Genomic DNA, 20,923 nt, shown 5'->3' with positions numbered 1-20,923 from the left:
ACCATGACGCTGCATCCCGAGATCGCCGGATTCCTCGCGAGCCTGCCCGCCCCGCTCGAGGGCCCGCTCGACCCGGTCGCCATGCGTGCCGCGGACGAGGCGCACGTCGCTCCCCTGGAGGAGCGCCTGCCGCTGCACGCGGTCGACGACGTGACGGCGAAGACGGCCGCCGGCGAGGTACCGGTACGGATCCACACCCCTGTCGAGGCCGACAGCTACGGCGTGCTGGTCTACTTCCACGGCGGCGCGTTCTTCCTCGGCAGCCTGGAGACCCACGACCACGTCGCGCGCTCACTGGCCAAGGAGACCGGGCTCAAGGTCGTCTCCGTCGGCTACCGCCTGGCACCCGAGGCGGCCTTCCCGGCGGGTCTCGACGACTGCTACGCGGTCGTGCGCTGGGTCGCCGAGGAGGGTACGGGCCTGGCCTGGGACGGTACGACCCTCGCCGTCGCCGGTGACAGCTCCGGCGGCACCTTCGCCGCCGCGGTCGCCGCCCGGGCGCACGACGACGGCTTCGACCGGATCACCCACCAGATCCTCTACTACCCCTCGCTCGACCTGGACTTCGACGTCGACCACTACCCGTCGCTGCGGGAGAACGCGGTGGGTTACGGCTTGGAGACGGCGGGGCTGAAGCCCTTCAACGCCTTCTACCTCGACAGCGGCGCCGACCCCGCGGACCCGCTGGTGTCGCCGATCAAGCGGACCGACCTCACCGGTCTGCCGCCCGCGCTGGTCGTCACCGCCGAGCACGACCCGATGCGCGACGAGGGCGAGCTGTACGGCGAGCGGCTGCGCGAAGCCGGTGTGGAGGCGACGGTGAGCCGGTACGAGGGAGCGGGCCACGGCTTCGTCCAGCACTTCTCCTGGATCCCGGAGTACCACGCGGTCTTCACGCAGACACGCGACTTCCTCGGCCGCAGCTGACCGGCCGGCCCGTGCACGAGCGGAGTAGGAAAGCATGACGCACCCAGTCACCGTCCACCCCCTGGTCTCGCCCTGGGGCCGGTTCGGTCTCTACAGCTTCTTCATCGACGCACCCGAGCCGGCGATCGTCGACACCGGCATCGCCTCGTCGCCCGCCGAAGGGATGGCTCCCGCGCTCGAGGCCATCGGACGCCGCATCGAGGACGTGCGCTGGATCCTGCTGACCCACGGTCACATCGACCACGTCGGCGGAGCGCACGCTCTGTGGGAGCTCACCGGGCGGCGCGCCCGGGTGGTCATCCACGAGGCCGACGCACCGATGCTCCGCTCGCGCCGGGCCCACGTCGAGGAGTACCTCGCGGGACGGGGCCGGTACCTGGACGACCCCGAGGGCGAGGCGAAGGTGACGGCCGCCACGGAGGCCGTCATCTCCGGCGAGATGGAGCCCTCCCTGCTGGTCAAGGGCGGCGAGACCCTCTCCCTCGGCGGTGACGTCACCGTGTCGGTGCACTCCGTACCGGGCCACACACCCGGATCGGTCGCCTACGTCGTCGACGGACAGCGCTCGGCGTTCACCGGAGACGCCGTCCAGGTCCACGGGGCGGCGAACGGCTTCCCGGGCTACACGGACCCGGTCGCCTACCGCGCCGGCCTGGAGTACCTGCGGGACGAGATCCGCCCGCGGCACCTCTACCTGGGGCACCCCTACCGTCGCGTCGACGGCACACCGTACGGCGTCGAGCTCGACGAGGCGCAGGCCCAGGAGGCAATCACCCAGAGCCTGGACATCGAGGCCCGTGTCGCCGCGGCCGCCTGCGGATGCCTGGAGGCGGGCCTGCGGGAGACGGATTCGCCGTACTCCCCGTTCGCCCGTGCCGCCGAGGAGCTCGGCTACACCGGGGACCCCGCGCTCGAGCCGTCGCCGTTCTTCACCTCCATGGCCGGCTACCGCACGCACCTCGAACAGAACGCGTAACACAGGAGCTTCACACCCATGACTGACCTTCACACGATCCGCGCGGGCGAGCAGTCGATCGCCGTCCGCAAGGATCTCCAGGTGCCGATGCGCGACGGCGTCACGCTGGTGGCCGACGCGTACAGCGGTGCGGACGACACACCGCGGCCCGCGCTGGTGGCCCTGAGCCCGTACGGCAAGGAGCTCCAGGCCCTGGCCCTGACGACCCCGCCGCAGCGCCGGCCGAGCCCCATGTGGGACGGCTGCATCGAGGCCGGAGACATCGCGCGCGTCGTCCAGGAGGGCTACGTCCACGTCATCGGTGACCTGCGCGGCTCCGGCGCCTCCGAGGGCGAGCACATCGGCAACTACAACGCCGGTGGCGTCTCGCTCGGCCAGGACGCGTACGACTTCATCGAGTGGGTCGCCGCGCAGCCGTGGTGCGACGGCAACGTCGGCATGATCGGCATCTCCTACTTCGGCTCGATGCAGGTACTGGCGGCGGCCGAGCGTCCGCCGAGCCTCAAGGCGATCTTCGTCAGCGGCGGCCACTACGACTTCTACGAGACCACTTACCACGGTGGCGTCATGTGGTTCATGCCGCGCGCCGCCCGTGAAGGGCGCGGCGGCGACTCCGGCTGGGCCTTCACCGACGGCGTCAAGTCCCGCATGCTGGAGACCTGCTCGCCCGAAGAGATCAAGAAGCGGGTCGCCGAGCGCCTGCGGGACCCGGACGTGGCCGCCTGGCCCAACCTGGTGCACGTGCTGAACTACCCCAAGAACCACGAGGCCTGGTTCGACATCGTGATGAACGAGGTCGACGGCGAGTGGTACGAGGAACGCAACCCCGTCACCCTCGCGCCGGACATCGACATCCCGGTCTGGCTCCAGATCGACCAGGGCCGCGGCTGGACGATGGACGGCACCATCGAGGTCTTCAACCGCCTCAAGGGCCCCAAGAAGCTGGACATCGGTCCGTACCCGCCCATGCAGTCGCGCCCCTTCGTCGAAGAGCACGACAAGATGTTCCGCTGGTACGACTACTGGATCAAGGGCATCGACAACGGGATCATGAACGAGCCCGCCGTCACCGTGCACGTCGAGGGCTCACGCCAGTACGTCACCGGGGCCCAGTGGCCGCCGAAGGCCGTGGAGCACAAGCCGCTCTACCTCCGCCCGCGTCACAAGCTCTCCTTCGAGCCCGAGCCCATGGGCGCCGAGCACGCCGTCCCCGACGGCTTCTACCAGGCGCCGCTCACGGTCACCGACAAGGTGGAGATGCTCAGCTGGAGCACCGAGCCGTTCACCGAGCCCACCGAGATGATCGGCCAGGGCGCGGCGCACCTGTTCGCGGAGATCGACCAGCCCGACACCAACTTCATCCTGCGCATGTGGGACGAGGCCCCGGGCGGCAAGCGCCAGCTCATCACCACCGCCTACCTCAAGGCCTCGCACCGCGAGCTCGACGAGGAGCGCACCACCGAGGGCGACCCCTACCACCCGCACACCCGCGCGGTGCCGGTCGAGCCGGGGAAGATCGAGGAGTACGTGCTGCGCGTCTACCCGTTCGCGGCGACGTTCCTGCCGGGCCACAAGCTGGTCGTGGAGCTCTCCAACGACGAGCCGCTGGCCGACGCGCACAACGCGCTGCTGCCGCCGGACGCCTTCCACCTGCCGGTGGGCCGCCCCGTCACCCACAAGATCTACCGCGACGCCGCACACCCCTCCCGGCTGGTGCTGCCGTTCACGACGGTCACGGGGGGCTCTGCGCGCGATCAGGACGGAGATCGGCGCAGCGGCTCCTGACGAGGCCGACGCCGACCGGGGGACCGCCGTACCCCCGGCGGCTCGCCTCCCGGGGCACTCAGTGGTGCGAGTCGGCAGCCAGTGCCGTGAACGCCGCCCAGGCGTCGGGGGATACGGCCAGCGCCTGCCTGTCCGTGTCCTTCGAGTCCCGGACGAGAACGGCCTCAGGGCGCAAGGCGACCTCGATGCAGTTGTCGCCTTCGCTTCCGCTGTAGCTGCTCTTGAACCAGTTCTGTTGAGTGGTGCTCATAGCGCTCCTCGCATTTGTTCCAGCAGGCTCACCGTGGCCCTGCAATCATGGGCCTGCGAACGCAGCTTGCCATAGCGTTGGAGCAGAACACTTACGTCCTTGGGCGCGCTGATCAGGTTGCTCGACCGCTGCCCTTCGGTGTAGCCGAGCCACCGATGGTCAGGTGTCTCGGCCAAGTACATATGGCCATCGACTCCGCAGTGATCTTCCTGACGGAGCGGCATGAGCTGGATCTCGACGTTGCGCAGTCGGCCCATGGTCAGCAGGTGACTGACAACGGCCTTCGTCACCTCGCTTCCTCCAAGGCTTCGTTCCAGGACAGCCTGTTCGATGACGAAGCTGAACGCGGTGTTGGGCCGCTGGATGATGATCTGCTGGCGATCGAGACGTGCGGCGACTTCGCGGTCGAGCTGTTCCTCCGTGACAGGGGGAAGCCTGCGGTCGAAGACGGCCCTGATGTACGGCTCGGGCTGCAACAACCCCGGAACGGCCCGACACTCGTACGCGTACAGCGAGATCGCCTCCTCCTCGATCCCCGCCCACTGCCGGAACCAGGACGCCGGCCCCGCCTTCCGCGTCAGGCTCTTCGCCGCGGCCCCCAGCACTCGCGCCGCGACCGCGCCCAGGACCTCGTCCGACCGCTTCAGCAGTTCCTTCGGCGGGAAGCGCTTCCCCTGCTCGATCTTGGCGATGTACGCGGGCGAGTAGCGCACCAGCGGAGCGAACTGCTCCTGTGTCAGGCCGGCTTCCTCCCGCAGGGCCTTGAGGACCGCGCCGAAGGTCTTCAGGCTGTCGGAGAGTTCCGGCTCGCAGCCCCCGCCCACTCCGCCACCGTTGTCCGTCGTCATCGCAGCCGCCTTCCCCTGTGCCGCCGGGCCGTACCCGTGCCGTACCGTTCGTCGTCCGGGCTGCGCCACGCCAGACCGATCAATGCTCACGCACGGCGACCGACCCAGTCCAGCGCGTGAACCGGTACAGCGTGATCTGTATCAGCGGCGGACCTGCCGACGACCTGTCAACTGTCGGCAAACTGGCCCGCATGCCAGCCCTGAACCGCCGATCCGCCACCCCCGTACGCACGTTCACGCAGCGCTTCTCCACCACCCGGCGCGGTGCCCGCCTCGCCCGGCTGCTCGCCGCGCACCAGCTCACCGAGTGGGGGCACCCGCGAGGAACCGAAGCGCACGACACCGTCGCCCTCGTCGTCGCCGAACTCGCCGCGAACGCCGTTCTCCACGGCCGTGTCCCGGGGCGTGACTTCGCTCTCGCCCTGTCCTTCGAGGAGGGGCGGGGCGTCGTCCGGATCGAGGTGACCGACACCCACCCCGCCCGGCCGGCGCGCATGGCTCCCGGCCCGGACGGGGACGGGGGCCGTGGCCTGGTCCTCGTCGACGCGCTCGCCGTCGACTGGGGCGTACGGGACCGCCTCGGCCCCGGCAAGACGGTATGGGCCGAGTGCGCCCTGTGCCCGAGTGCACGACCAGGGTGTTGACATCCAGCCGCGCGTCGGCAGCGGAACCCGGTCGACCCCTGACCTTTGACAAGAACTTTACGTACATGACCGACTACTGTTCGTGTTCATGCTGGCCGGGTCGATCTTCGGACGCCGCCGCTCCGCGTCACGGACCGGAGCGGTGCTCGTGCTGTTGCTGGCCGCGCTCATGCACGTACTGGCCTGCGCCCACGGCCCGACACCCACCGGCGCGGCACGGACCGACACCCCGCTCGTGGCCTTTGCCGCCTACGGACAGACACCTCAGGACCAGCACCGGGCGGACGTCCGGACCTCGGCCCCCGCACACGACGGCGACGTGCACTGCTGGGACGGGGACGAGCCGACCGCGCAACTCCCGCGAGACGCCTCCCCGGCCCACCCCGCGGTCCACGACGTCCTGACCGCCGACCACACCCCGGCCGCGCCGCTCCCGGCGCGAATCCCCGCAGCCGCTCCCGAACCCGGCAACACCTCGCCCGGGCACGCGCGAGCCCTCTTCGGCGTGTGGCGGACCTGATCGGCCCCGCTGCCGAGCCCTGCCCCCGACGCGGGGAACGGCAGCCGATCGGTCCCGCCCTCTTCCCGCCCCCACACGACCGGCGGCCGTTCACGGTCCCGGCCGCAGGAGAAGCACGCCATGAACCACCCCATCCGCACCTCCGTCCCTGCCTGCCCGGCCCAGCTCCTGGCCGACGCCAAACGCCCCATGCGCACGCCCGCCGGACTGGTCGGCGACACCCCCGTGCTGTGGATCGGCGAGCCCTTCACCGCCGCCGGGCGCGGCTTCTGGGCCAAGCTCGAAGGCCACAACCCCGGCGGTATCAAGGACCGCACCGCCCTGCACATGGTCCGAGTCGCCCGCGAACGCGGCCGGCTGCTGCCCGGCGCCCGGATCGTGGAGTCGACCTCCGGCACCCTCGGTCTCGGGCTGGCCCTCGCGGGCGCCACCTTCGGCCACCCCGTCACCGTCGTCACCGACCCGGCGATCGAACCACTGATGACCGGCCTGCTCACGGCGTACGGCTCCGAAGTCGACGTCGTCACCACCCCGCACCCGGTCGGCGGCTGGCAGGAGGCCCGCCGCCACCGGGTCGAGGAACTGCTCGCCGCCCACCCGGACGCGTGGTGCCCCGACCAGTACGACAACCCCGACAACGTCGCCGCCTACGCCCCGCTCGCCCACGAACTCGTCGCCCAGCTCGGCCGTATCGACAGCCTCGTCGTCTCCGTCGGCACCGGCGGCCACTCCGCCGGCATCGGCTCCGTCCTGCGCGGCTTCTTCCCGGGGCTGCGCGTGGCCGGGGTGGACACCACCGGCTCGACGATCTTCGGGCAGCCCGCCGCGCCCCGCCTGATGCGCGGACTCGGCTCCAGCATCCACCCCCGCAACGTCGCCTACGACCTGTTCGACGAGGTGCACTGGGTCGCCGCCCCCGAGGCGGTGTGGGCGGCGCGCCTCCTGGCCCGCGACCACTACGCCACCGGCGGCTGGAGCGTCGGCGCCGTCGCTCTCGTCGCCCGCTGGCTGGCCCGCACCCTGCCCGCCGAGGAACGGATCGTCGCGGTCTTCCCCGACGGCCCGCAACGCTATGTCGGCACCGTCTTCGACGACACGTACTGCCGGGAGCACGGCCTCCTCGGACACCTGCCCGCCGACGACCCGGAAGAGATCGGTGATCCGGGCGAACGGACCGTGTCCCGCTGGACCCGCTGCACCCGTGTCGTCGACCCGCTCGCCGTCGGCGGCGATGCGCCGGAACTCGCGAGGGCCGGGCGATGAAGGACCTGTGGCGGCAGACCCGCTCCTTCCCGCCCGCCGTACGGCTGTTGATGGCCAACCAGTTCGCCATCAACCTCGCCTTCTACATGCTCATGCCCTACCTCGCCGCCCACCTGTCCGACGGACTCGGCCTCGCCGCCTGGGCCGTCGGGCTCGTGCTGGGCGTGCGCAACTTCTCCCAGCAGGGCATGTTCCTCATCGGCGGCACGCTCGCCGACCGCCTCGGCTACAAAACCCCGATCATGGCCGGCTGCCTGCTGCGCACCGCCGGTTTCGGCCTGCTCGGCTGGGTCGACAACCTCCCCGCCCTGATCGCGGCCTCCGCCGCCACCGGCTTCGCCGGCGCCCTGTTCAACCCCGCCGTCCGCGCCTACCTCGCCGTCGAGGCGGGCGAACGGCGCGTGGACGCCTTCGCCGCCTTCAACGTCTTCTACCAGGCGGGCATGCTGCTCGGCCCACTCGTCGGGCTCGCCCTGCTCGCCGCCGACTTCCGCCTCGTGTGCACGACCGCCGCCGGCATCTTCGCCGTACTCACCGTGCTGCAGTGGCGCGCCCTGCCCGCCCGGCGCGGTCACACGGCGGACGCGGCCCGGCAGGAGAGCGTGCTCGCGCAGTGGCGGACGGTCGTGTCCAACCGCCCCTTCCTGCTCTTCGCCACCGCCATGATCGGCTCCTACGTGCTCACCTTCCAGGTGTACCTGGCCCTCCCGCTGGCAGCGGCCGACGCCCTGGGGGCGAACGGCACGGCGGTCACCAGCGGGCTCTTCATCGTCTCCGCCGCGGTGGCCGTCGTCGGCCAGCTGCGCCTGACCGGCTGGGCCAAGCAGCGGTGGCGACCCAGTCAGGCGCTGGTGCGGGGACTGGCCGTGATGGGGCTGGCCTTCCTGCCGCTCGCGCTCGCCCCGCGCGGCTCCTCGGGGGCCGCGCTGGTCGCGCTGGTGACCGCGGTGGTCCTGCTCGCGGTGGGTTCCGCCGTGGTCTACCCGTTCGAGATGGACACCGTCGTCGCCCTGTCGGGCAACCGTCTGGTCGCCACCTACTACGGCCTCTACAACACCGTCTCCGGCCTGGGCATCACCCTGGGCAACCTCGTCACCGGCGCGCTGTGGGACTTCGCCCAGCGGCACCATGCCCTCTGGGTGACCTGGACGGCCCTGACCGCCACCGGACTCGTCTGCGCCGCCTCGGTCGCGGCGCTCGCCCGGGCCGGCCGGCTCACCACCCAGGCAGAGCCCGAGCCCACCCCCGCCTGACGGAAAGGAGGTCGCCGACCCGCGGGGTCAACTCCCCAGCGACGACAGTGCGGTGGCGACCCGTTCGGCTGCCTCCGGCGGGGTCGAGGCGTGCGGGGACAGCCTGAGCGAGTCGGTGCGCACGGTCGCGGTGACGCCTTCGGCGTGCAGCGCCTTGGCGACGAGGGACGGATCGTGGTCCGGCAGGGTGAAGGAGAGGACGCCCGCGCGCCGCGCCGGGTCGGCGGGGGAGAGGACGCGGCCGCCGCACGCCGCGACGACCTCGGTGAGTTCGGCGATCCGTGTGGCGACCGCGGCTTCGATCGCGGCGACGGTGTGCCGCTCGACGAGGTCCAGCGCGGCCGCGAACGCGGCGGCCGTCACCGGGCTCAGATTGGTGATCGACCACCGTCCTGCGTCCGGGGCGGGCGGGTGCTCGGCTCCGTCGAAGAGGCCGACGTCCTCGACGCCCGTCCAGCCGGTGAGGACCGGCTCCAGGGATTCCAGGGCGCGGTCGGACAGCGTGGCGAAGCCGGTCGACCATCCGGCGCGCAGCCATTTCTGGCCGCCCGCGACCACCACGTCGGCGGCGTCCCAGGGCAGGGCAGCGACCCCGAACGCCTGGATGGCGTCCACGATCAGCAGCCGGTCGGGCCCGATCGCCTCACGCAGCGCCGCCAGGTCGGCACGGAACCCGGTGCGGAAGTCCACGGCGCTGACCGACACGGCCACGACGTCGTCGGTCAGCGCGGAGCGGACCAGATCGGGGGTGACTCCGGAGCCGGGTGCGGGGTCGATCCAGCGCGGCGTGGCCCGGCCCAGGTCCGCGGAGCGGCGCCACGGGTAGTGGTTGGCGGGGAAGTCGGAGCGTGGCGCGAGGACCACGCCCTCCCTGATGCCGAGCGCGGCGTGGAACAGACCGGTGGACGCGTTCGGGAGGAGCACCGTGTGCCGGGCGTCGGTGCCGGCGAGGCGGGCGGCCGTGTCCCGCGCCGTCTCCTCCGCGCGCATCAGGGCGTCCACGGTGGTGTGGTCGGCGTGGGCGGACGCCTCCAGGGCGCGCGCGGTGGCGGTGACGGCGTCGCGGGAGGGCGGCCCGAAGCGTGCGAAGTCCAGGTACCCGGCGGGAGTGTCGAAGTGGGCGGCGTACGACGTGAGCACGGGGCTCGTCCCTCCGGGGTGATGCGTGCGGATCGAGTGGCGCGGCGGGCGGTGGAGCAGAGCTCGCCCGCGCATCCTGCCACAGCGCTGGAGCGTCCGATTCACGGCCGCCGGGGCCCCGCCGCCCTGATGGTGAGGTGATCCGTGAGCAGGTGGAGGCGGCCCGGTGGAGAAGATCACGTCCGGGGTCGCGGTCTTGGCCGGGCGCGCGGCACGCGATACCGTCTGTGCGATATCGACGACGGCACGACGGAAGCCGGTGGGAATCCGGCACGGTCGCGCCACTGTATGCGAACGCCCCCGGGGTGTTCGTGAGTCAGACCCGTGGCTGTCGTCCTGTGCACCACCGAGATGGGACGCGAACTCCCAGAGGAGGTTCTGCCATGGCGCAGACCGTCGCTCAGCCGACCGCCACCCCCGCCGTTCCCGCCACGCTGCCGCTGAAGGCGATAGCTCCCTGGGCGGTCTTCTTCGGCGTTCTCATGCTGGTCCTGCTCTACTTCGTCGGCGCCGAGCAGGGCGCCACCTCCGTGTTCAGCGGCACGGACGTCCACGAGTGGGTGCACGACGCCCGCCACCTGCTCGGCTTCCCCTGCCACTGAGGCGAGGGTCACCGCACGCTCATGAACTCCGCAACCGTAAGAAACCTCCTGGTACGGGGCATGCTCGCCGGCCTTGCCGCCGGCGTGCTCGCCCTGGTCGTCGCCTACTTCCTCGGGGAGCCGTTCGTCGACAAGGCGATCGGCCTCGAGGAGGTGCACGCCCATTCCCATTCCCATTCCCACTCCCATGACGAGGTGGAAGTCGTCTCCCGTTCCCTCCAGTCCACGGCCGGTCTCGCCACCGGAGTCCTGGTCTACGGGGTCGCCTTCGGCGGCATCGCCGCGCTCGCCTTCTGCTTCGCGCTGGGCCGCGTGGGCCGCTTCTCCCCGCGGGCGACCGCGCTGCTGCTGTCCGGCTGCGCGCTGCTGGCGGTGTACGTCGTGCCGTTCCTGAAGTACCCGGCCAACCCACCCGCGGTCGGCCAGGGGGACACCATCGGCAAGCGCACGACCCTGTACTTCCTGATGATGCTGCTCAGCGTCCTCCTCGCGATCGCCGCCACAATCCTGGGCAAGCGCCTCGCGCCCGCGCTGGGCACGTGGTACGCGACGGTGGCCGCGGTGGCCGCCTTCGCCCTGGTGATCGGTCTGGCGTACGCCTTCCTGCCCACCGTCAACGAGGTGCCGGCGGACTTCCCGGCCACCCTGCTGTGGCGGTTCCGGCTCTCCGCCCTGGCCACGCAGGCCGTCCTATGGGGCGGATTCGGGCTGCTCTTCGGCGAGTTGGCCGGGCGACTGCTGAATCCCCGGCCGGCGACGGCCACGACCGGGCGCGCGGTTCCGGCCGCGCACTGACCCCTTCGGCACACGACAGGGCCCTTCGGAACCGTCCGGGGGCCCTGTCGCGTTCCTCAGGGCGCCGCCAGCGGCTGTCCGAGCCGCAGATTCCAGCGGCCGGCCCGTCCACTGAACTCCGTTGCCGTCAACGGAGGTACGTCCAGCCGCCAGAAGCCGGACGCGGGCAGGCCCAGTACATGGACGGCCGCGGCCCGTACGACCTCCGGTTCGACCACCGCGAGCGTACGGCCGTCGGTGTCCCGTGCGCTGTCCAGCCAGTGCCCGACCCGCTCGCACACGTCCCGCACCGACTCCCCGCCGTTCGGCGCGCAGTCGGGGTCGGCGAGCCAGCGGCCCACCGCCTCCGGCTCGGTGGCCATCACCTCCTCCAGGGTCCGGCCCCGCCAGCGGCCCGCGTCCAGACCGGCCAACTCTCGTACCGCCACGCCATCGAGGCCGAGTGCCGACGCCGTCTCCCGGCAGCGCGCGCTCGGGGACAGGAGCACGCGGGCGGCCGCGGGCAGCGACCCGGCGGCCGAACGGGCCCTGGCCGTCCCGCCGTCGTCGATCGAGTCGCCGTCGTCGAACCGGGCCTGCCGCAGCGACGGGCTCGTCGCGGGCGAGACGAGAGTGACTCGGCTGGTCAACTGCACTCCCACCGTGCGGTGTTGACGGCGGTGCCCGCGGCGCGGATCGCCTCGACCTCGCCGGGCGGCGCGGAATCGTCGGTGACGAGGGTGTGCAGCCGCGAGACCGGTGCGACGAAGGCGTGCGCCGTACGGGACAGTTTGGTGCCGTCGGCCACGGCGAGCACGCGCCGGGCGGAGTCGATCGCGGCCCGCTTCACCGCCGCGTCGTCCAAGTCGTATGCGGTCAGGCCCTGTTGTGCGGTCAGCCCGCAGCAGCCGATGACGGCGGTGTCGAAGCGCAGAGCCGCCAGCGAGGCCAGTGTCAGGGGTCCGGTGAGGGCCCCCTCGCCCGGACGCGGCCGGCCGCCGGGCACGAGGAGGGCGGTCTGCCCGGGGCTGTCGGCGAGCGCGTCGACGGCCTGGAGCGACAGCGGCATCACGGTCACCCGCCGGCCGCGCAGTGCCCTGGCCACTTCCAGGCAGGTGGTGCCGCTGTCGAGGACGACCGTCTCCCCGTCGGCGATCAGCGCGGCCGCGTCCGCGGCGATGCGCTGCTTGATCCGCGTGCCCTCCTGCGCGCGCAGGGGGAAGGGGGGCTCCTCGCCGCGCAGCAGCAGGGTCCGGGCGCCGCCCCGGAAGCGTTCCAGCACACCTTGGGCGGCCAGGGTCTCCAGGTCGCGGCGGATGGTCATCTCCGAGGCCCCGGTGAGTTCGGCCAACTGGCCGACGCCGAGGCTGCCCGCCTCGCGCACCGCGTCCGTGATCTGCCTCAGACGGCCCGTGTTCCCCATGCGCCGATTGAACACCATGCGCCAGTAAACAGGAACACTGTGAGAACCTGCGCTTTTCAAACAAGGTTCATGTTCGATACGTTCGCTCCATGGAGCGAACACTTCGCGCGGCGCGTCTGGCGACCTTCACGTACTTCATCCTCAACGGGACCCTGCTGGGGATGTGGATCGTGCAGATCCCGCCCATCGAGCACCGCGTCGGCGTCAGCCACGCCGTCCTGGGCGGCTTCCTGCTCCTGCTCGGGGCGGGCGCCTTCGTGGGGATGCAGCTGGCCGGCCCGGTCGCCGACCGCCTCGGCACCCGGATCGTCGTGCCCGCCTCCGGTGTCCTGTGCAGTGCCGCCCTCGTGCTGCCCGGACTGGCCTCCGAGCCGTGGATGCTCGCCGGAGCCCTGATCGTGCTCGGGTTCGGCAACGGCTGCCTGGACGTGAGTATGAACGCCCACGCCGTCCAGGTCGAGAAGGCGTACGGACGCCCGGTGATGTCCGCGTTCCACGCCACGTTCTCCGTCGGCGGCGTGGTGGCCGCCCTCGCGGGTGCCGCCGTCGCGAGCGCGGGCTGGACCCCGGCGGCGACGCTCGGCACGGCGGCCGTACTGGGAGTGGTGGTCGCCGTGTGCGCCGCCCCGGGCCTGCTGCCCACCGCCGCGGGACCGGCCGCGGATGCCGGGACCGAGTCCGGCGGACCGGTTGGGCAGACGGCCCCGGCTCGTACCCGTATCTGGATCCTGGCCGTCCTCGCGCTGATGGTCATGCTGTGCGAGGGGGTCGCCAACGACTGGAGCGTGCTGCACCTGCGGACCGTCCTCGGCGCCTCCGACAGCACGGCGGCCTTCGCCTACGGCGCGTTCGCCGCGACGATGACCATCGGCCGCCTGCTCGCCGACCGTATCTCGGCCCGCTTCGGCCCGGCCGCGATCCTGCGTTACGGCGCCTCGGTTGCTGCCGTCGGCATGGCGGCGGCAGCCCTGTCGCCCTGGATTCCGCTCGCCCTGGCCGGCTGGGCGCTCTTCGGCGCCGGGCTCTCCGGCTGCGTCCCCCAGCTCTTCAGCGCCGCCGGTCACGCCGACGCCGATGCCGCCGGCGCCAACGTCTCCAAGGTCGCCGGACTCGGTTACCTCGGCATGCTCGCGGGACCGGCCGTCATCGGCTGGCTCACCCGCCTGGTCCCGCTGAACCTGACCTTCTTCCTCCCCGTGGCCTGCTGCGTGGTCGCGGCCGCGACGGCGGGAGTGCTGCGGCAGCGGGGGAGCACGGTCGCGGGCCGGGGGCCGGTCCCCGAGGCGGGGCCTCCGGCCGTGTCACCCCTCCGGGGTGAGCGGGGTGCCGCCGAGGGTCGAGGTGCGGGCCATTAGGGCGGGGCGCAGCCGCCGGGAGCGGCCCGGCTTGCCGTTCAGCATGTTGACCAGCGTCGTCGCCGCCACTTCCCCCATCCGGTACATCGGGGAGCTCACGGAGGTCAGGGACACCGGGAGGGCCGCCGCCAGCGGGACGTCGTTGTAACCCACGATCGCCACGTCCCGGCCCACCGTGAGGCCCGCGTCCCGGACCGCCGCCATCACGCCGATCGCCGCGAAGTCGTTGACCGCGAAGACGGCGGTGGGCCGCGGCCGCAGGGCCAGCAGCCGCTCGGCCGCCGCCCGGCCGCCGGGCACGTCGAAGCGGGACCGCACGACGTGGCTCTCGGGCACCGGCAGGCCCGCCTCGGCGTACGCGTCGAGGAAGCCCTGGGTGCGCTCCGCCCCAGTGCTGGCGTAGGGCTCTCCGGCCACCACCGCGACCCGACGGTGGCCGAGTTCCAGCAGGTGCTCCGCGGCCAGCCGGCCGCCGAGGACGTCGTCGGTGGTCACCGAGATCCGGCCCGGCAGCCGGCGCGAGACCAGCACCAACGGGATGTGCTGGCGGGCCAGTTCGGCGACGAGGTCGGAGTCGGAACGGGCGTCGCCGAGTACCAGGCCGTCGACGCGCCGGGCCAGCAGCGCGTCGGCCCGGCGCCGCTGCAGCTCCGGGTCGTCGCCGGTGTTGGCGACCACCGTGTGGTAGCCGGCGGCCGCCGCCGCCGCGTCGATGCCCTCGTAGATCGTGGCGAGCACGATGTCGGTCAGCCTCGGGACGAGCACGCCCAGCATCCGGGAGCGGCCGGTGCGCAGCGCCGCCCCGGCCGGGTCCCGCTGGTAGCCGAGTTCCTCGGCGAGCGCCCGGATCACTGTGGCGGTGTCGGTGGCCACTCCGCCCCGCACGCTCTCGTCCGGGCTCAGCGCCCGGGACACCGTGGAGACGTGGACCCCCGCCTGCCGGGCTATCTGGGCGAGTGTGACCGGGGCACGACCGGTGTGTGTGCCGGCCCCCTCCCGCGCTCCCTGGCGATCCACGCTCGCTGCCCCTCTTTTCGGTTCGTCTCGGTGCTTCTCAGTGCTTCTGGGCGGGTCTCGGGCTCCGCCGGACTCCTGCCGGAACCCGTAGGCGCCCCCGCGCCGCGCCCTTGAGCTTCGCACATCCCCGAACCCTCCGGCCAGACAAGTGTGCGGCAACCCATTGACCGGACGCAATCGTTTGCATAGCCTCTCCGCAATCGATTGCGGAGAGTGGGTTCATGCGTCGTATCCAGGTCGTGGCAACCGGCGGCACCATCGCGAGCCGGTCCGGGGCGGAGGGCCGCCGGGCGACCGTGCTCGCGGAAGAACTGGTCGCGTCGGTCGGTCCGCTGCCGGACGGTGCGGAGGTGAGCGTGCGGGACGTGGTCACCCGGGGCAGCTACGCCTTCGACACCGCCGACCTGCTGTCGCTGGCCCGCGAGGTGCGCGGCACACTGCGCGACGGCGCCGACGGGGTGGTGATGACGCACGGCACCGACACCATGGAGGAGACCGCCTTCCTGCTCGACCTGGCGTTCGACGACCCGCGGCCGATCGTGCTGACCGGCGCGCAGCGCCCGTTCGACGACCGCGCCGCCGACGGCCCGGGCAACCTGGGCGACGCCCTCGCCGTGGCCGCCGACGACGCCGCCCGCGGGCACGGCCCGCTGCTGGTCTTCGACGGTTTCGCCTTCCCCGCGCGCGGGGTCCGCAAGAGCGACACCATGTCGGCGCACGCCTTCACCGCGCCCGGACGTGGACCGGCGCTCCGCGTGGTGGGCCGGCGCGTGGTCCCGCTGTGGCAGCCGAGACCCAGCCCGCGGCTGCCCTTCGATCTCGACCTGCCCCGGCTGCCCCGGGTGGACGTGGTGCCGGCCTACCCCGGTGCGGACGGGCTGTTCGTCCGGGCGAGCCTGGCCGCGGGCGCCGCCGGGGTCGTGGTGGCGGCGGTCGGCGCGGGCAACGCCGGGCCGGAGCTGGTGGAGGCGGTCGCCGAGGCCGTGGCGGCGGGCCATCCGGTACTCATCTGCTCACGGGTGCACTCCGGCCCGGTCGAACCCCTCTACGCGGGCGGCGGCGCCGAACTGCAAAGGGTCGGCGCGATCTTCGCCGGCGACCTCAGTCCCTGGCAGGCCCGGCTGCTGCTGGCCGTCGCGAGCGCCGTACCCGGCCGGTCGCCGGACGCACTCGTCCGCGCCTGGCTCGCCGGACGGGACCCTTCGTCCGAACCGGCTCCTGACCGACTCCCGACGGCCTGACCTCCCGGCTCCCCGACCCGTCCCGACTTCCTGACCCATCCCGGTCCTTCCGACCCCCCCCCACAGCAACCAACCCCATCAAGAGCCCACCCACAGCAACCCCATCAAGAACAAGGAGATGTCGATGACCAAGGAAATCCTCGTCGGCTTCGGTGTGGACGTAGACGCCGTCGGCGGATGGCTCGGCTCCTACGGGGGCGAGGACTCGCCCGACGACATCTCCCGCGGGCTGTTCGCGGGCGAGGTCGGCGTGCCGCGCCTGCTGGAGCTGTTCCGGCGCCGCGGCCTGACCCAGACGTTCTTCTGGCCCGGCCACTCCGTCGAGACCTTCCCGGAGGAGTTCGACGCCTGTGTCGCCGCCGGCCACGAGATCGGCGTGCACGGCTACAGCCACGAGAACCCGATCGCCATGAGCCGCGAGCAGGAGTCAGCGGTCCTGGACCGCTGCATCGAGCTGATCGAGACCCGCTCCGGCCGCCGTCCGACCGGATATGTGGCCCCCTGGTGGGAGTTCAGCCCGGTCACCAACGAACTGCTGCTGGAGCGGGGCATCAAGTACGACCACTCGCTGATGCACCGGGACTTCGAGCCGTACTACGTCCGGGTCGGCGACTCCTGGACGAAGATCGACTACAGCAAGCCGGCCGACACCTGGATGAAGCCCCTGGTCCGCGGACACGAGACGGACCTCATCGAGATCCCGGCCAACTGGTACCTCGACGACCTGCCTCCGATGATGTTCATCAAGGCCAGCCCGAACAGCCACGGCTTCGTCAACCCCCGTGACATCGAGCAGATGTGGCGCGACCAGTTCGACTGGGTGCACCGGGAGATGGACCACGCCGCCTTCACCATGACCATCCACCCCGACGTGGCCGGCCGCCCGCAGGTGCTGCTGATGCTGGAGCGGCTGATCGACCACATCAACTCCCACGAAGGCGTCCGCTGGGTGACCTTCGACCAGATCGCGGACGACTTCGCCGCCCGCAACCCGCGTCAGAAGGGCGACAGCAGATGACCACCGCGCAGAACCCCGGAATAGTCCACGAGACCGAGTGGCCCCGCACCGGCACGCCCTCGGACGAGGTCCTCCTCAAGGGCCCGCCCACCCTGAGCCGGCGCACCATCATGACCACCACCGTGGTCTGCTTCCTGGCCTGGGTCTTCTCGGTCTACGACTTCGTCCTCTTCGGCACCCTGCTGCCGAAGATCTCCGAGACGTTCGGCTGGACCACCGGTCAGGCCACGGCGATCGCGACCGGCGTCACGGTCGGCACCTTCGTCGTCTCGCTGCTGGTCGGGCCGATGCTGGACCGGTGGGGGCGCAAGCCGAGCCTGATCGTCACCACGGCGGGCGCGGCGCTCTCCTCCGGCTTCACCGCCCTGGTCGGCGGCGCCGCCTCGCTGATCGGGGTCCGCGCCATCTCGGGCCTCGGCTACTCCGAAGAGGTCGTCAACAGCGTCTACCTCAACGAGATGTACGGAAAGAGCCGGCGGCGCGGCTTCCTGTTCAGCTTCGTGCAGAGCGGCTGGCCGGTCGGGGCCCTCCTGGCATCGGCGTTCGCCGCCGTGCTGCTGCCGCTGATGGGCTGGCGCTGGATCTTCCTGCTGGCCACCTTCCCGGTCGTCGTCATCCTCGTCGCCGGGTCCAAGCTCCGCGAGTCGCCCTCCTTCGTCGCCCTGAAGCGCACCCGCGAACTGCGCAAGGAGGGCCGCGAGGACGACGCGGCCCGGCTGGCGGAGCTCTACAGCCTGGACATCAGCCGCGACAACGAGTCGGGACTGCGCCAGCTCTTCGCCCCGGACCTGCGGCGCCACACCCTGTGCCTGTCCGGCGCGTGGCTGTTCAACTGGATGGGCATCCAGGTCTTCTCGGTACTGGGCACCACCGTGCTCACCGACGGCAAGGGCGTCTCGTTCTCCAGCGCGCTGGTCGTGCTGATCCTGGCCAACCTCGCCGGATTCCTCGGCTACCTCTTCCACGGATACCTCGGCGACCGGATCGGCCGGCGCGCGACCATCATCGTCGGTTGGAGCATCGGCGGCGTCGTGATGACCGCGATGCTCTTCGGACCCAACAGCAGCGCCTACGTCATCCCCATGTACGCGCTGGGCCTGTTCTTCCTCAACGGACCGTACTCGGCGATGCTCTTCTACATGGGCGAGTCGTTCCCGGCCCGGGTCCGGGGCATCGGCTCCAACACCGCCCATGTGATGGGCCCGGTCGGCGCGATCATCGGCTCGGCCCTGCTCAGCGCGATCATCGGCCTCGGCGCCGGCGCCACCACCGCCGCGTTCATCGCGGGCGCCCTCGGGATGTTCCTCTCCGGCGTCCTGATGCTCGGCGCCCGCAAGGTCAGCCAGGACGAGGACGACGAGCCCGCCTCCCTCGCCGCGGCGCACTGAGCCCCCGTCCCACCGAGCCCCCGTCCCCCCTCGCATCCCGGTGCGTGGCGGCCCGCACCCGCCACGCACCGGGAACCCCACGAAAGGCAGGACATGTCCTCCCACGAGCACACCGCACCCGCCCGCGACGACGGACTGGCCGGAAAGGTGGCCGTCATCACCGGCGGCGCGAGCGGCATCGGCCGCGCCCTGGCGGTCGCGTACGCGCGCGCCGGGGCCGACAGCGTCGTCGGCTTCTACCCCAAGGACCCGCACAGCGCGGAGGAGACCATACGGCTGGTCGAGGCCGCCGGCGGCCGGTGCACCGCGGTCGCGGTCGACGTCCGGGACAGCGGACAGGTCGACGCCCTGGCCCGGTCCGCCGTGGAGACGTACGGGCGGCTGGACATCGCCGTCGCCGGCGCCGGTGTGCTGCGCCGGGCCGCCCTGGCGGAACTCGACGACGACGCCTGGAACGACATGCTCTCGGTCGACCTGACCGGTGTGCTGCGCACCTTCCGCTCCGCCGCCGCGGTGATGACCGGCCCCGGTGCCATGGTGGCGGTCTCCTCCATCGCCGGCGGGGTGTACGGCTGGGACGACCACGCCCACTACGCCGCCGCCAAGAGCGGGGTGCTGGGGCTGTGCCGGTCGCTGGCGACCGAACTCGCCCCGCGCGGCATCCGCGTCAACACCGTCATCCCCGGGCTGATCGAGACCCCGCAGTCGCTCGACGAGGCCAACTCGCTGGGCCGCGCCGGGCTGGAGCGGGCCGGCCGGAGCATCCCGGCGGGCCGGGTGGGTCACGCCGACGAGGTCGCCCGCGCGATCCGCTTCCTCACCAGCGACGACGCCGCGTACATCACCGGGCAGGAGCTGATCGTGGACGGCGGTCTGACGGTCCGGTGGCCGGAGTGACGGCGCGGCGGCGGCAGCACACGGAACAGCGCGGAAAGGTGAACGGCATGGGACTCCTCCAGGATCAGGTCGCCCTGGTGACCGGCGCGGCGAGCGGCATCGGCACGGCCATCGCCGACGCCTACGCGGCCGAGGGCGCGCGGCTCTTCCTGGCCGACCGCGACGCCGACCGGCTCGCCGCCCTGGCCGAGCGCTACGCGCGGCAGGGCACGAGGACGGCCACCGCGGTCGTCGACGTGGCCGACGCGGAGCAGACCCGGCAGATGGTGGAGAGCTGTGTGGCCGCCCTGGGCGTGCCCGACGTCCTGGTCAACTCCGCGGGGATCCTCACCGAGGTTCCGCTGGTCGAGATGGACGTCGAGACCTGGGACGAGATGATCGCGATCGATCTGCGCAGCGTGTTCCTGTGCTGCCGGTGGACGGTCCCGCACATGGTCGCGCGCGGCAGCGGACGGGTCATCAACATCGCCAGCCAGCTGGGCATCAAGGGGGGCGAGGGCCTGGTGCACTACTCGGCGGCCAAGGCCGGCGTCATCGGGCTGACCAAGGCCCTGGCCCGTGAGGTCGCCCCGCACGGGGTGCTGGTCAACGCCATCGCTCCGGGACCGGTGTTCACCCCACTGGTGGAGGGGATCAGCGAGGACTGGAAGCAGGCCAAGCAGGCCGAGCTGCCCCTCGGCCGGTTCGGGGTCCCGGCGGAAGTCGCCCCCACCGCCGTGCTGCTGGCCAGTGATCCGGGCGGCAACCTCTACGTGGGGCAGACCCTCGGACCCAACAGCGGCGACATCATGCCGTGATGTCCATGCCCTGATGCCCATGCCCATGCCCTGATGCCCTGACAGGAGGGAGCCACGATGTGCGGAGCCTGCGGAGCGGGCCGTTCCGTACCGCGCTGGGAGGACGTCCTGGCCCCGCCCGGCCGCGCCGTCCTGGCCGCCCGCGCGGCGCGGACCGAACGGCTCCTGGGGCCCGGATCGGGACTGCGGGTCCGGGCCTGGCTGTCCGCGGGATACCTGCTCGGCGACCGGGTCGGCCGGACCGTGCACGCGGCGGACCTGGACACGCTGTGGCGGGCGGCCGCCGAGCGCGGTGCGCGGCCGGCGGGCCGGCTGTCGCTGCGGGGCCCGGCCGCCACCGTGCCCGTCGAGGTGCCGGGCGGCTGGGACCCGGCCACGGTCGCGGTGTGGTGCGCCGCCGTGGCCCGGACCGAACCGGACGCCTCGCTGGAGGTCACCCTCCCGGACCCCGCCGGGGCGCGCACCGTGCTGGTGGAGATCGGGTCCGGCGCCGTACGGGCCAGGGTCCTGGAGGCCACCTCGGACGGCCCGGAGCGCGGGGGCGCGATCCTGGTCCGCGGAGTCGGCGCGGCCGGTGCGGCCCGGCACCTGACGGCCTGCCACCTGCCGGTGCGTGCGTCTGAGGACCTGTACGGGGCGTAGTGAGTGGGCCGACATCCTCGAAACTTTCGAAGGTGTCGGCCTTAAAGTTGATCTAGAGCATCGGCGTCTGCTCGGGCACACTTGGACGGTTCCGGTGACTGTTGCTCTGAGCAGGTAAAACACGCCTCCGTGCGGCTCCCGGCCCGAGCGAACGTTTCGAAAT

22 protein-coding genes and 1 riboswitch are annotated in these 20,923 nt (G+C 72.2%); of the genes, 16 read left to right on the top strand and 6 right to left on the bottom strand.

All coding sequences use genetic code 11. The features are described from left to right. Positions 1-3 precede the first annotated feature (3 nt). The 3 genes from TNCT6_RS06475 to TNCT6_RS06465 are packed head-to-tail and all read left to right on the top strand — an operon-like array spanning position 4 to position 3,688. Positions 4-927 carry an alpha/beta hydrolase gene (locus TNCT6_RS06475; RefSeq protein ID WP_141357485.1) on the top strand — a complete coding sequence of 308 codons (924 nt, stop codon included), beginning with the start codon at positions 4-6 and terminating at the stop codon, positions 925-927. Positions 928-961: 34 nt separating this feature from the next. Next, a complete protein-coding gene (locus tag TNCT6_RS06470) occupies positions 962-1,903 on the top strand; it encodes an MBL fold metallo-hydrolase (protein ID WP_141357483.1) in 942 nt (313 codons plus the stop codon). An 18-nt stretch (positions 1,904-1,921) separates the two neighbouring features. Next, complete coding sequence (locus tag TNCT6_RS06465) at positions 1,922-3,688, top strand: CocE/NonD family hydrolase (RefSeq protein ID WP_141357481.1); 1,767 nt, start codon at positions 1,922-1,924, stop codon at positions 3,686-3,688. 58 nt (positions 3,689-3,746) lie between these two features. Here TNCT6_RS06465 and TNCT6_RS06460 read toward each other — a convergent pair whose 3' ends face one another. Together TNCT6_RS06460 and TNCT6_RS06455 are read right to left on the bottom strand one after the other, a co-directional pair. Then, positions 3,747-3,938: a DUF397 domain-containing protein gene (locus TNCT6_RS06460; RefSeq protein ID WP_141357479.1), complete on the bottom strand. Its 192-nt coding sequence runs from the start codon at positions 3,936-3,938 to the stop codon at positions 3,747-3,749. Beyond that, a complete protein-coding gene (locus TNCT6_RS06455) occupies positions 3,935-4,786 on the bottom strand; it encodes a helix-turn-helix transcriptional regulator (RefSeq protein ID WP_141357477.1) in 852 nt (283 codons plus the stop codon). The genes TNCT6_RS06460 and TNCT6_RS06455 overlap by 4 nt, the downstream gene beginning before the upstream one ends. Before the next feature lie 191 nt (positions 4,787-4,977). Here TNCT6_RS06455 and TNCT6_RS06450 point away from each other — a divergent pair, with 191 nt between their 5' ends. The 4 genes from TNCT6_RS06450 (at position 4,978) to TNCT6_RS06435 (ending at position 8,466) form a co-directional block, all read left to right on the top strand. Next, on the top strand, positions 4,978-5,430 hold the full coding sequence (locus TNCT6_RS06450) for an ATP-binding protein (RefSeq protein ID WP_141357474.1): 453 nt from the start codon (positions 4,978-4,980) through the stop codon (positions 5,428-5,430). Between the two features lie 88 nt (positions 5,431-5,518). Continuing rightward, positions 5,519-5,950 (top strand): hypothetical protein, encoded by a 432-nt coding sequence (locus TNCT6_RS06445; protein WP_141357472.1) that lies wholly within the window; start codon positions 5,519-5,521, stop codon positions 5,948-5,950. 120 nt (positions 5,951-6,070) lie between these two features. After that, the gene (locus TNCT6_RS06440) at positions 6,071-7,213 is read left to right on the top strand and encodes a PLP-dependent cysteine synthase family protein (RefSeq protein ID WP_141357470.1); all 1,143 of its coding nucleotides are present in this window, start codon (positions 6,071-6,073) and stop codon (positions 7,211-7,213) included. After that, positions 7,210-8,466, top strand: coding sequence for an MFS transporter (locus TNCT6_RS06435; protein WP_141357468.1), 1,257 nt, complete (start codon positions 7,210-7,212; stop codon positions 8,464-8,466). The genes TNCT6_RS06440 and TNCT6_RS06435 overlap by 4 nt, the downstream gene beginning before the upstream one ends. Positions 8,467-8,493: 27 nt before the next feature. Here the strand turns inward: TNCT6_RS06435 and TNCT6_RS06430 are convergent, their stop codons facing one another. After that, positions 8,494-9,606: an aminotransferase class V-fold PLP-dependent enzyme gene (locus TNCT6_RS06430; RefSeq protein WP_141357466.1), complete on the bottom strand. Its 1,113-nt coding sequence runs from the start codon at positions 9,604-9,606 to the stop codon at positions 8,494-8,496. 205 nt (positions 9,607-9,811) lie between these two features. Then, positions 9,812-9,953, top strand: a riboswitch (cobalamin riboswitch). A gap of 36 nt (positions 9,954-9,989) precedes the next feature. On the opposite strand from TNCT6_RS06430, the gene TNCT6_RS06425 reads away from it, so the two are divergent. Further along, on the top strand, positions 9,990-10,208 hold the full coding sequence (locus tag TNCT6_RS06425; protein WP_141357464.1) for a CbtB-domain containing protein: 219 nt from the start codon (positions 9,990-9,992) through the stop codon (positions 10,206-10,208). A 21-nt stretch (positions 10,209-10,229) separates the two neighbouring features. After that, positions 10,230-11,003 (top strand): CbtA family protein, encoded by a 774-nt coding sequence (locus tag TNCT6_RS06420; protein WP_141357462.1) that lies wholly within the window; start codon positions 10,230-10,232, stop codon positions 11,001-11,003. Positions 11,004-11,059: 56 nt separating this feature from the next. Here TNCT6_RS06420 and TNCT6_RS06415 read toward each other — a convergent pair whose 3' ends face one another. Continuing rightward, positions 11,060-11,632: a histidine phosphatase family protein gene (locus tag TNCT6_RS06415; RefSeq protein WP_141357460.1), complete on the bottom strand. Its 573-nt coding sequence runs from the start codon at positions 11,630-11,632 to the stop codon at positions 11,060-11,062. Continuing rightward, positions 11,629-12,405, bottom strand: coding sequence for a DeoR/GlpR family DNA-binding transcription regulator (locus TNCT6_RS06410; RefSeq protein WP_141357458.1), 777 nt, complete (start codon positions 12,403-12,405; stop codon positions 11,629-11,631). Before TNCT6_RS06410 ends, TNCT6_RS06415 begins: the two co-directional genes overlap by 4 nt. An 89-nt stretch (positions 12,406-12,494) precedes the next feature. Here TNCT6_RS06410 and TNCT6_RS06405 point away from each other — a divergent pair, with 89 nt between their 5' ends. Further along, complete coding sequence (locus TNCT6_RS06405) at positions 12,495-13,760, top strand: MFS transporter (RefSeq protein WP_141357456.1); 1,266 nt, start codon at positions 12,495-12,497, stop codon at positions 13,758-13,760. Here TNCT6_RS06405 and TNCT6_RS06400 read toward each other — a convergent pair. Continuing rightward, the gene (locus TNCT6_RS06400; RefSeq protein WP_141357454.1) at positions 13,707-14,777 is read right to left on the bottom strand and encodes a LacI family DNA-binding transcriptional regulator; all 1,071 of its coding nucleotides are present in this window, start codon (positions 14,775-14,777) and stop codon (positions 13,707-13,709) included. The genes TNCT6_RS06405 and TNCT6_RS06400 overlap by 54 nt on opposite strands. Positions 14,778-14,998: 221 nt before the next feature. Here TNCT6_RS06400 and TNCT6_RS06395 point away from each other — a divergent pair, with 221 nt between their 5' ends. The 6 genes from TNCT6_RS06395 (at position 14,999) to TNCT6_RS06370 (ending at position 20,760) form a co-directional block, all read left to right on the top strand. Next, the gene (locus tag TNCT6_RS06395) at positions 14,999-16,018 is read left to right on the top strand and encodes an asparaginase (RefSeq protein WP_141357452.1); all 1,020 of its coding nucleotides are present in this window, start codon (positions 14,999-15,001) and stop codon (positions 16,016-16,018) included. Between the two features lie 124 nt (positions 16,019-16,142). Then, entirely contained in the window at positions 16,143-17,036 is an 894-nt protein-coding gene (locus tag TNCT6_RS06390) for a polysaccharide deacetylase (protein WP_141357450.1), read from the top strand. Further along, positions 17,033-18,424 (top strand): MFS transporter, encoded by a 1,392-nt coding sequence (locus TNCT6_RS06385; protein WP_141357448.1) that lies wholly within the window; start codon positions 17,033-17,035, stop codon positions 18,422-18,424. Before TNCT6_RS06390 ends, TNCT6_RS06385 begins: the two co-directional genes overlap by 4 nt. A 93-nt stretch (positions 18,425-18,517) precedes the next feature. After that, positions 18,518-19,321 (top strand): SDR family NAD(P)-dependent oxidoreductase, encoded by an 804-nt coding sequence (locus TNCT6_RS06380; RefSeq protein WP_141357446.1) that lies wholly within the window; start codon positions 18,518-18,520, stop codon positions 19,319-19,321. 47 nt (positions 19,322-19,368) lie between these two features. Next, the gene (locus TNCT6_RS06375; RefSeq protein ID WP_141357444.1) at positions 19,369-20,118 is read left to right on the top strand and encodes an SDR family NAD(P)-dependent oxidoreductase; all 750 of its coding nucleotides are present in this window, start codon (positions 19,369-19,371) and stop codon (positions 20,116-20,118) included. Positions 20,119-20,175: 57 nt separating this feature from the next. Then, complete coding sequence (locus TNCT6_RS06370) at positions 20,176-20,760, top strand: hypothetical protein (RefSeq protein ID WP_141357442.1); 585 nt, start codon at positions 20,176-20,178, stop codon at positions 20,758-20,760. Positions 20,761-20,923: the final 163 nt, after the last annotated feature.

It is taken from the genome of Streptomyces sp. 6-11-2 (assembly GCF_006540305.1).
Lineage (GTDB): Bacteria > Actinomycetota > Actinomycetes > Streptomycetales > Streptomycetaceae > Streptomyces.
Note: the sequence above shows the minus strand (reverse complement) of the source record. Positions and strands in the feature narration are given on the sequence as shown.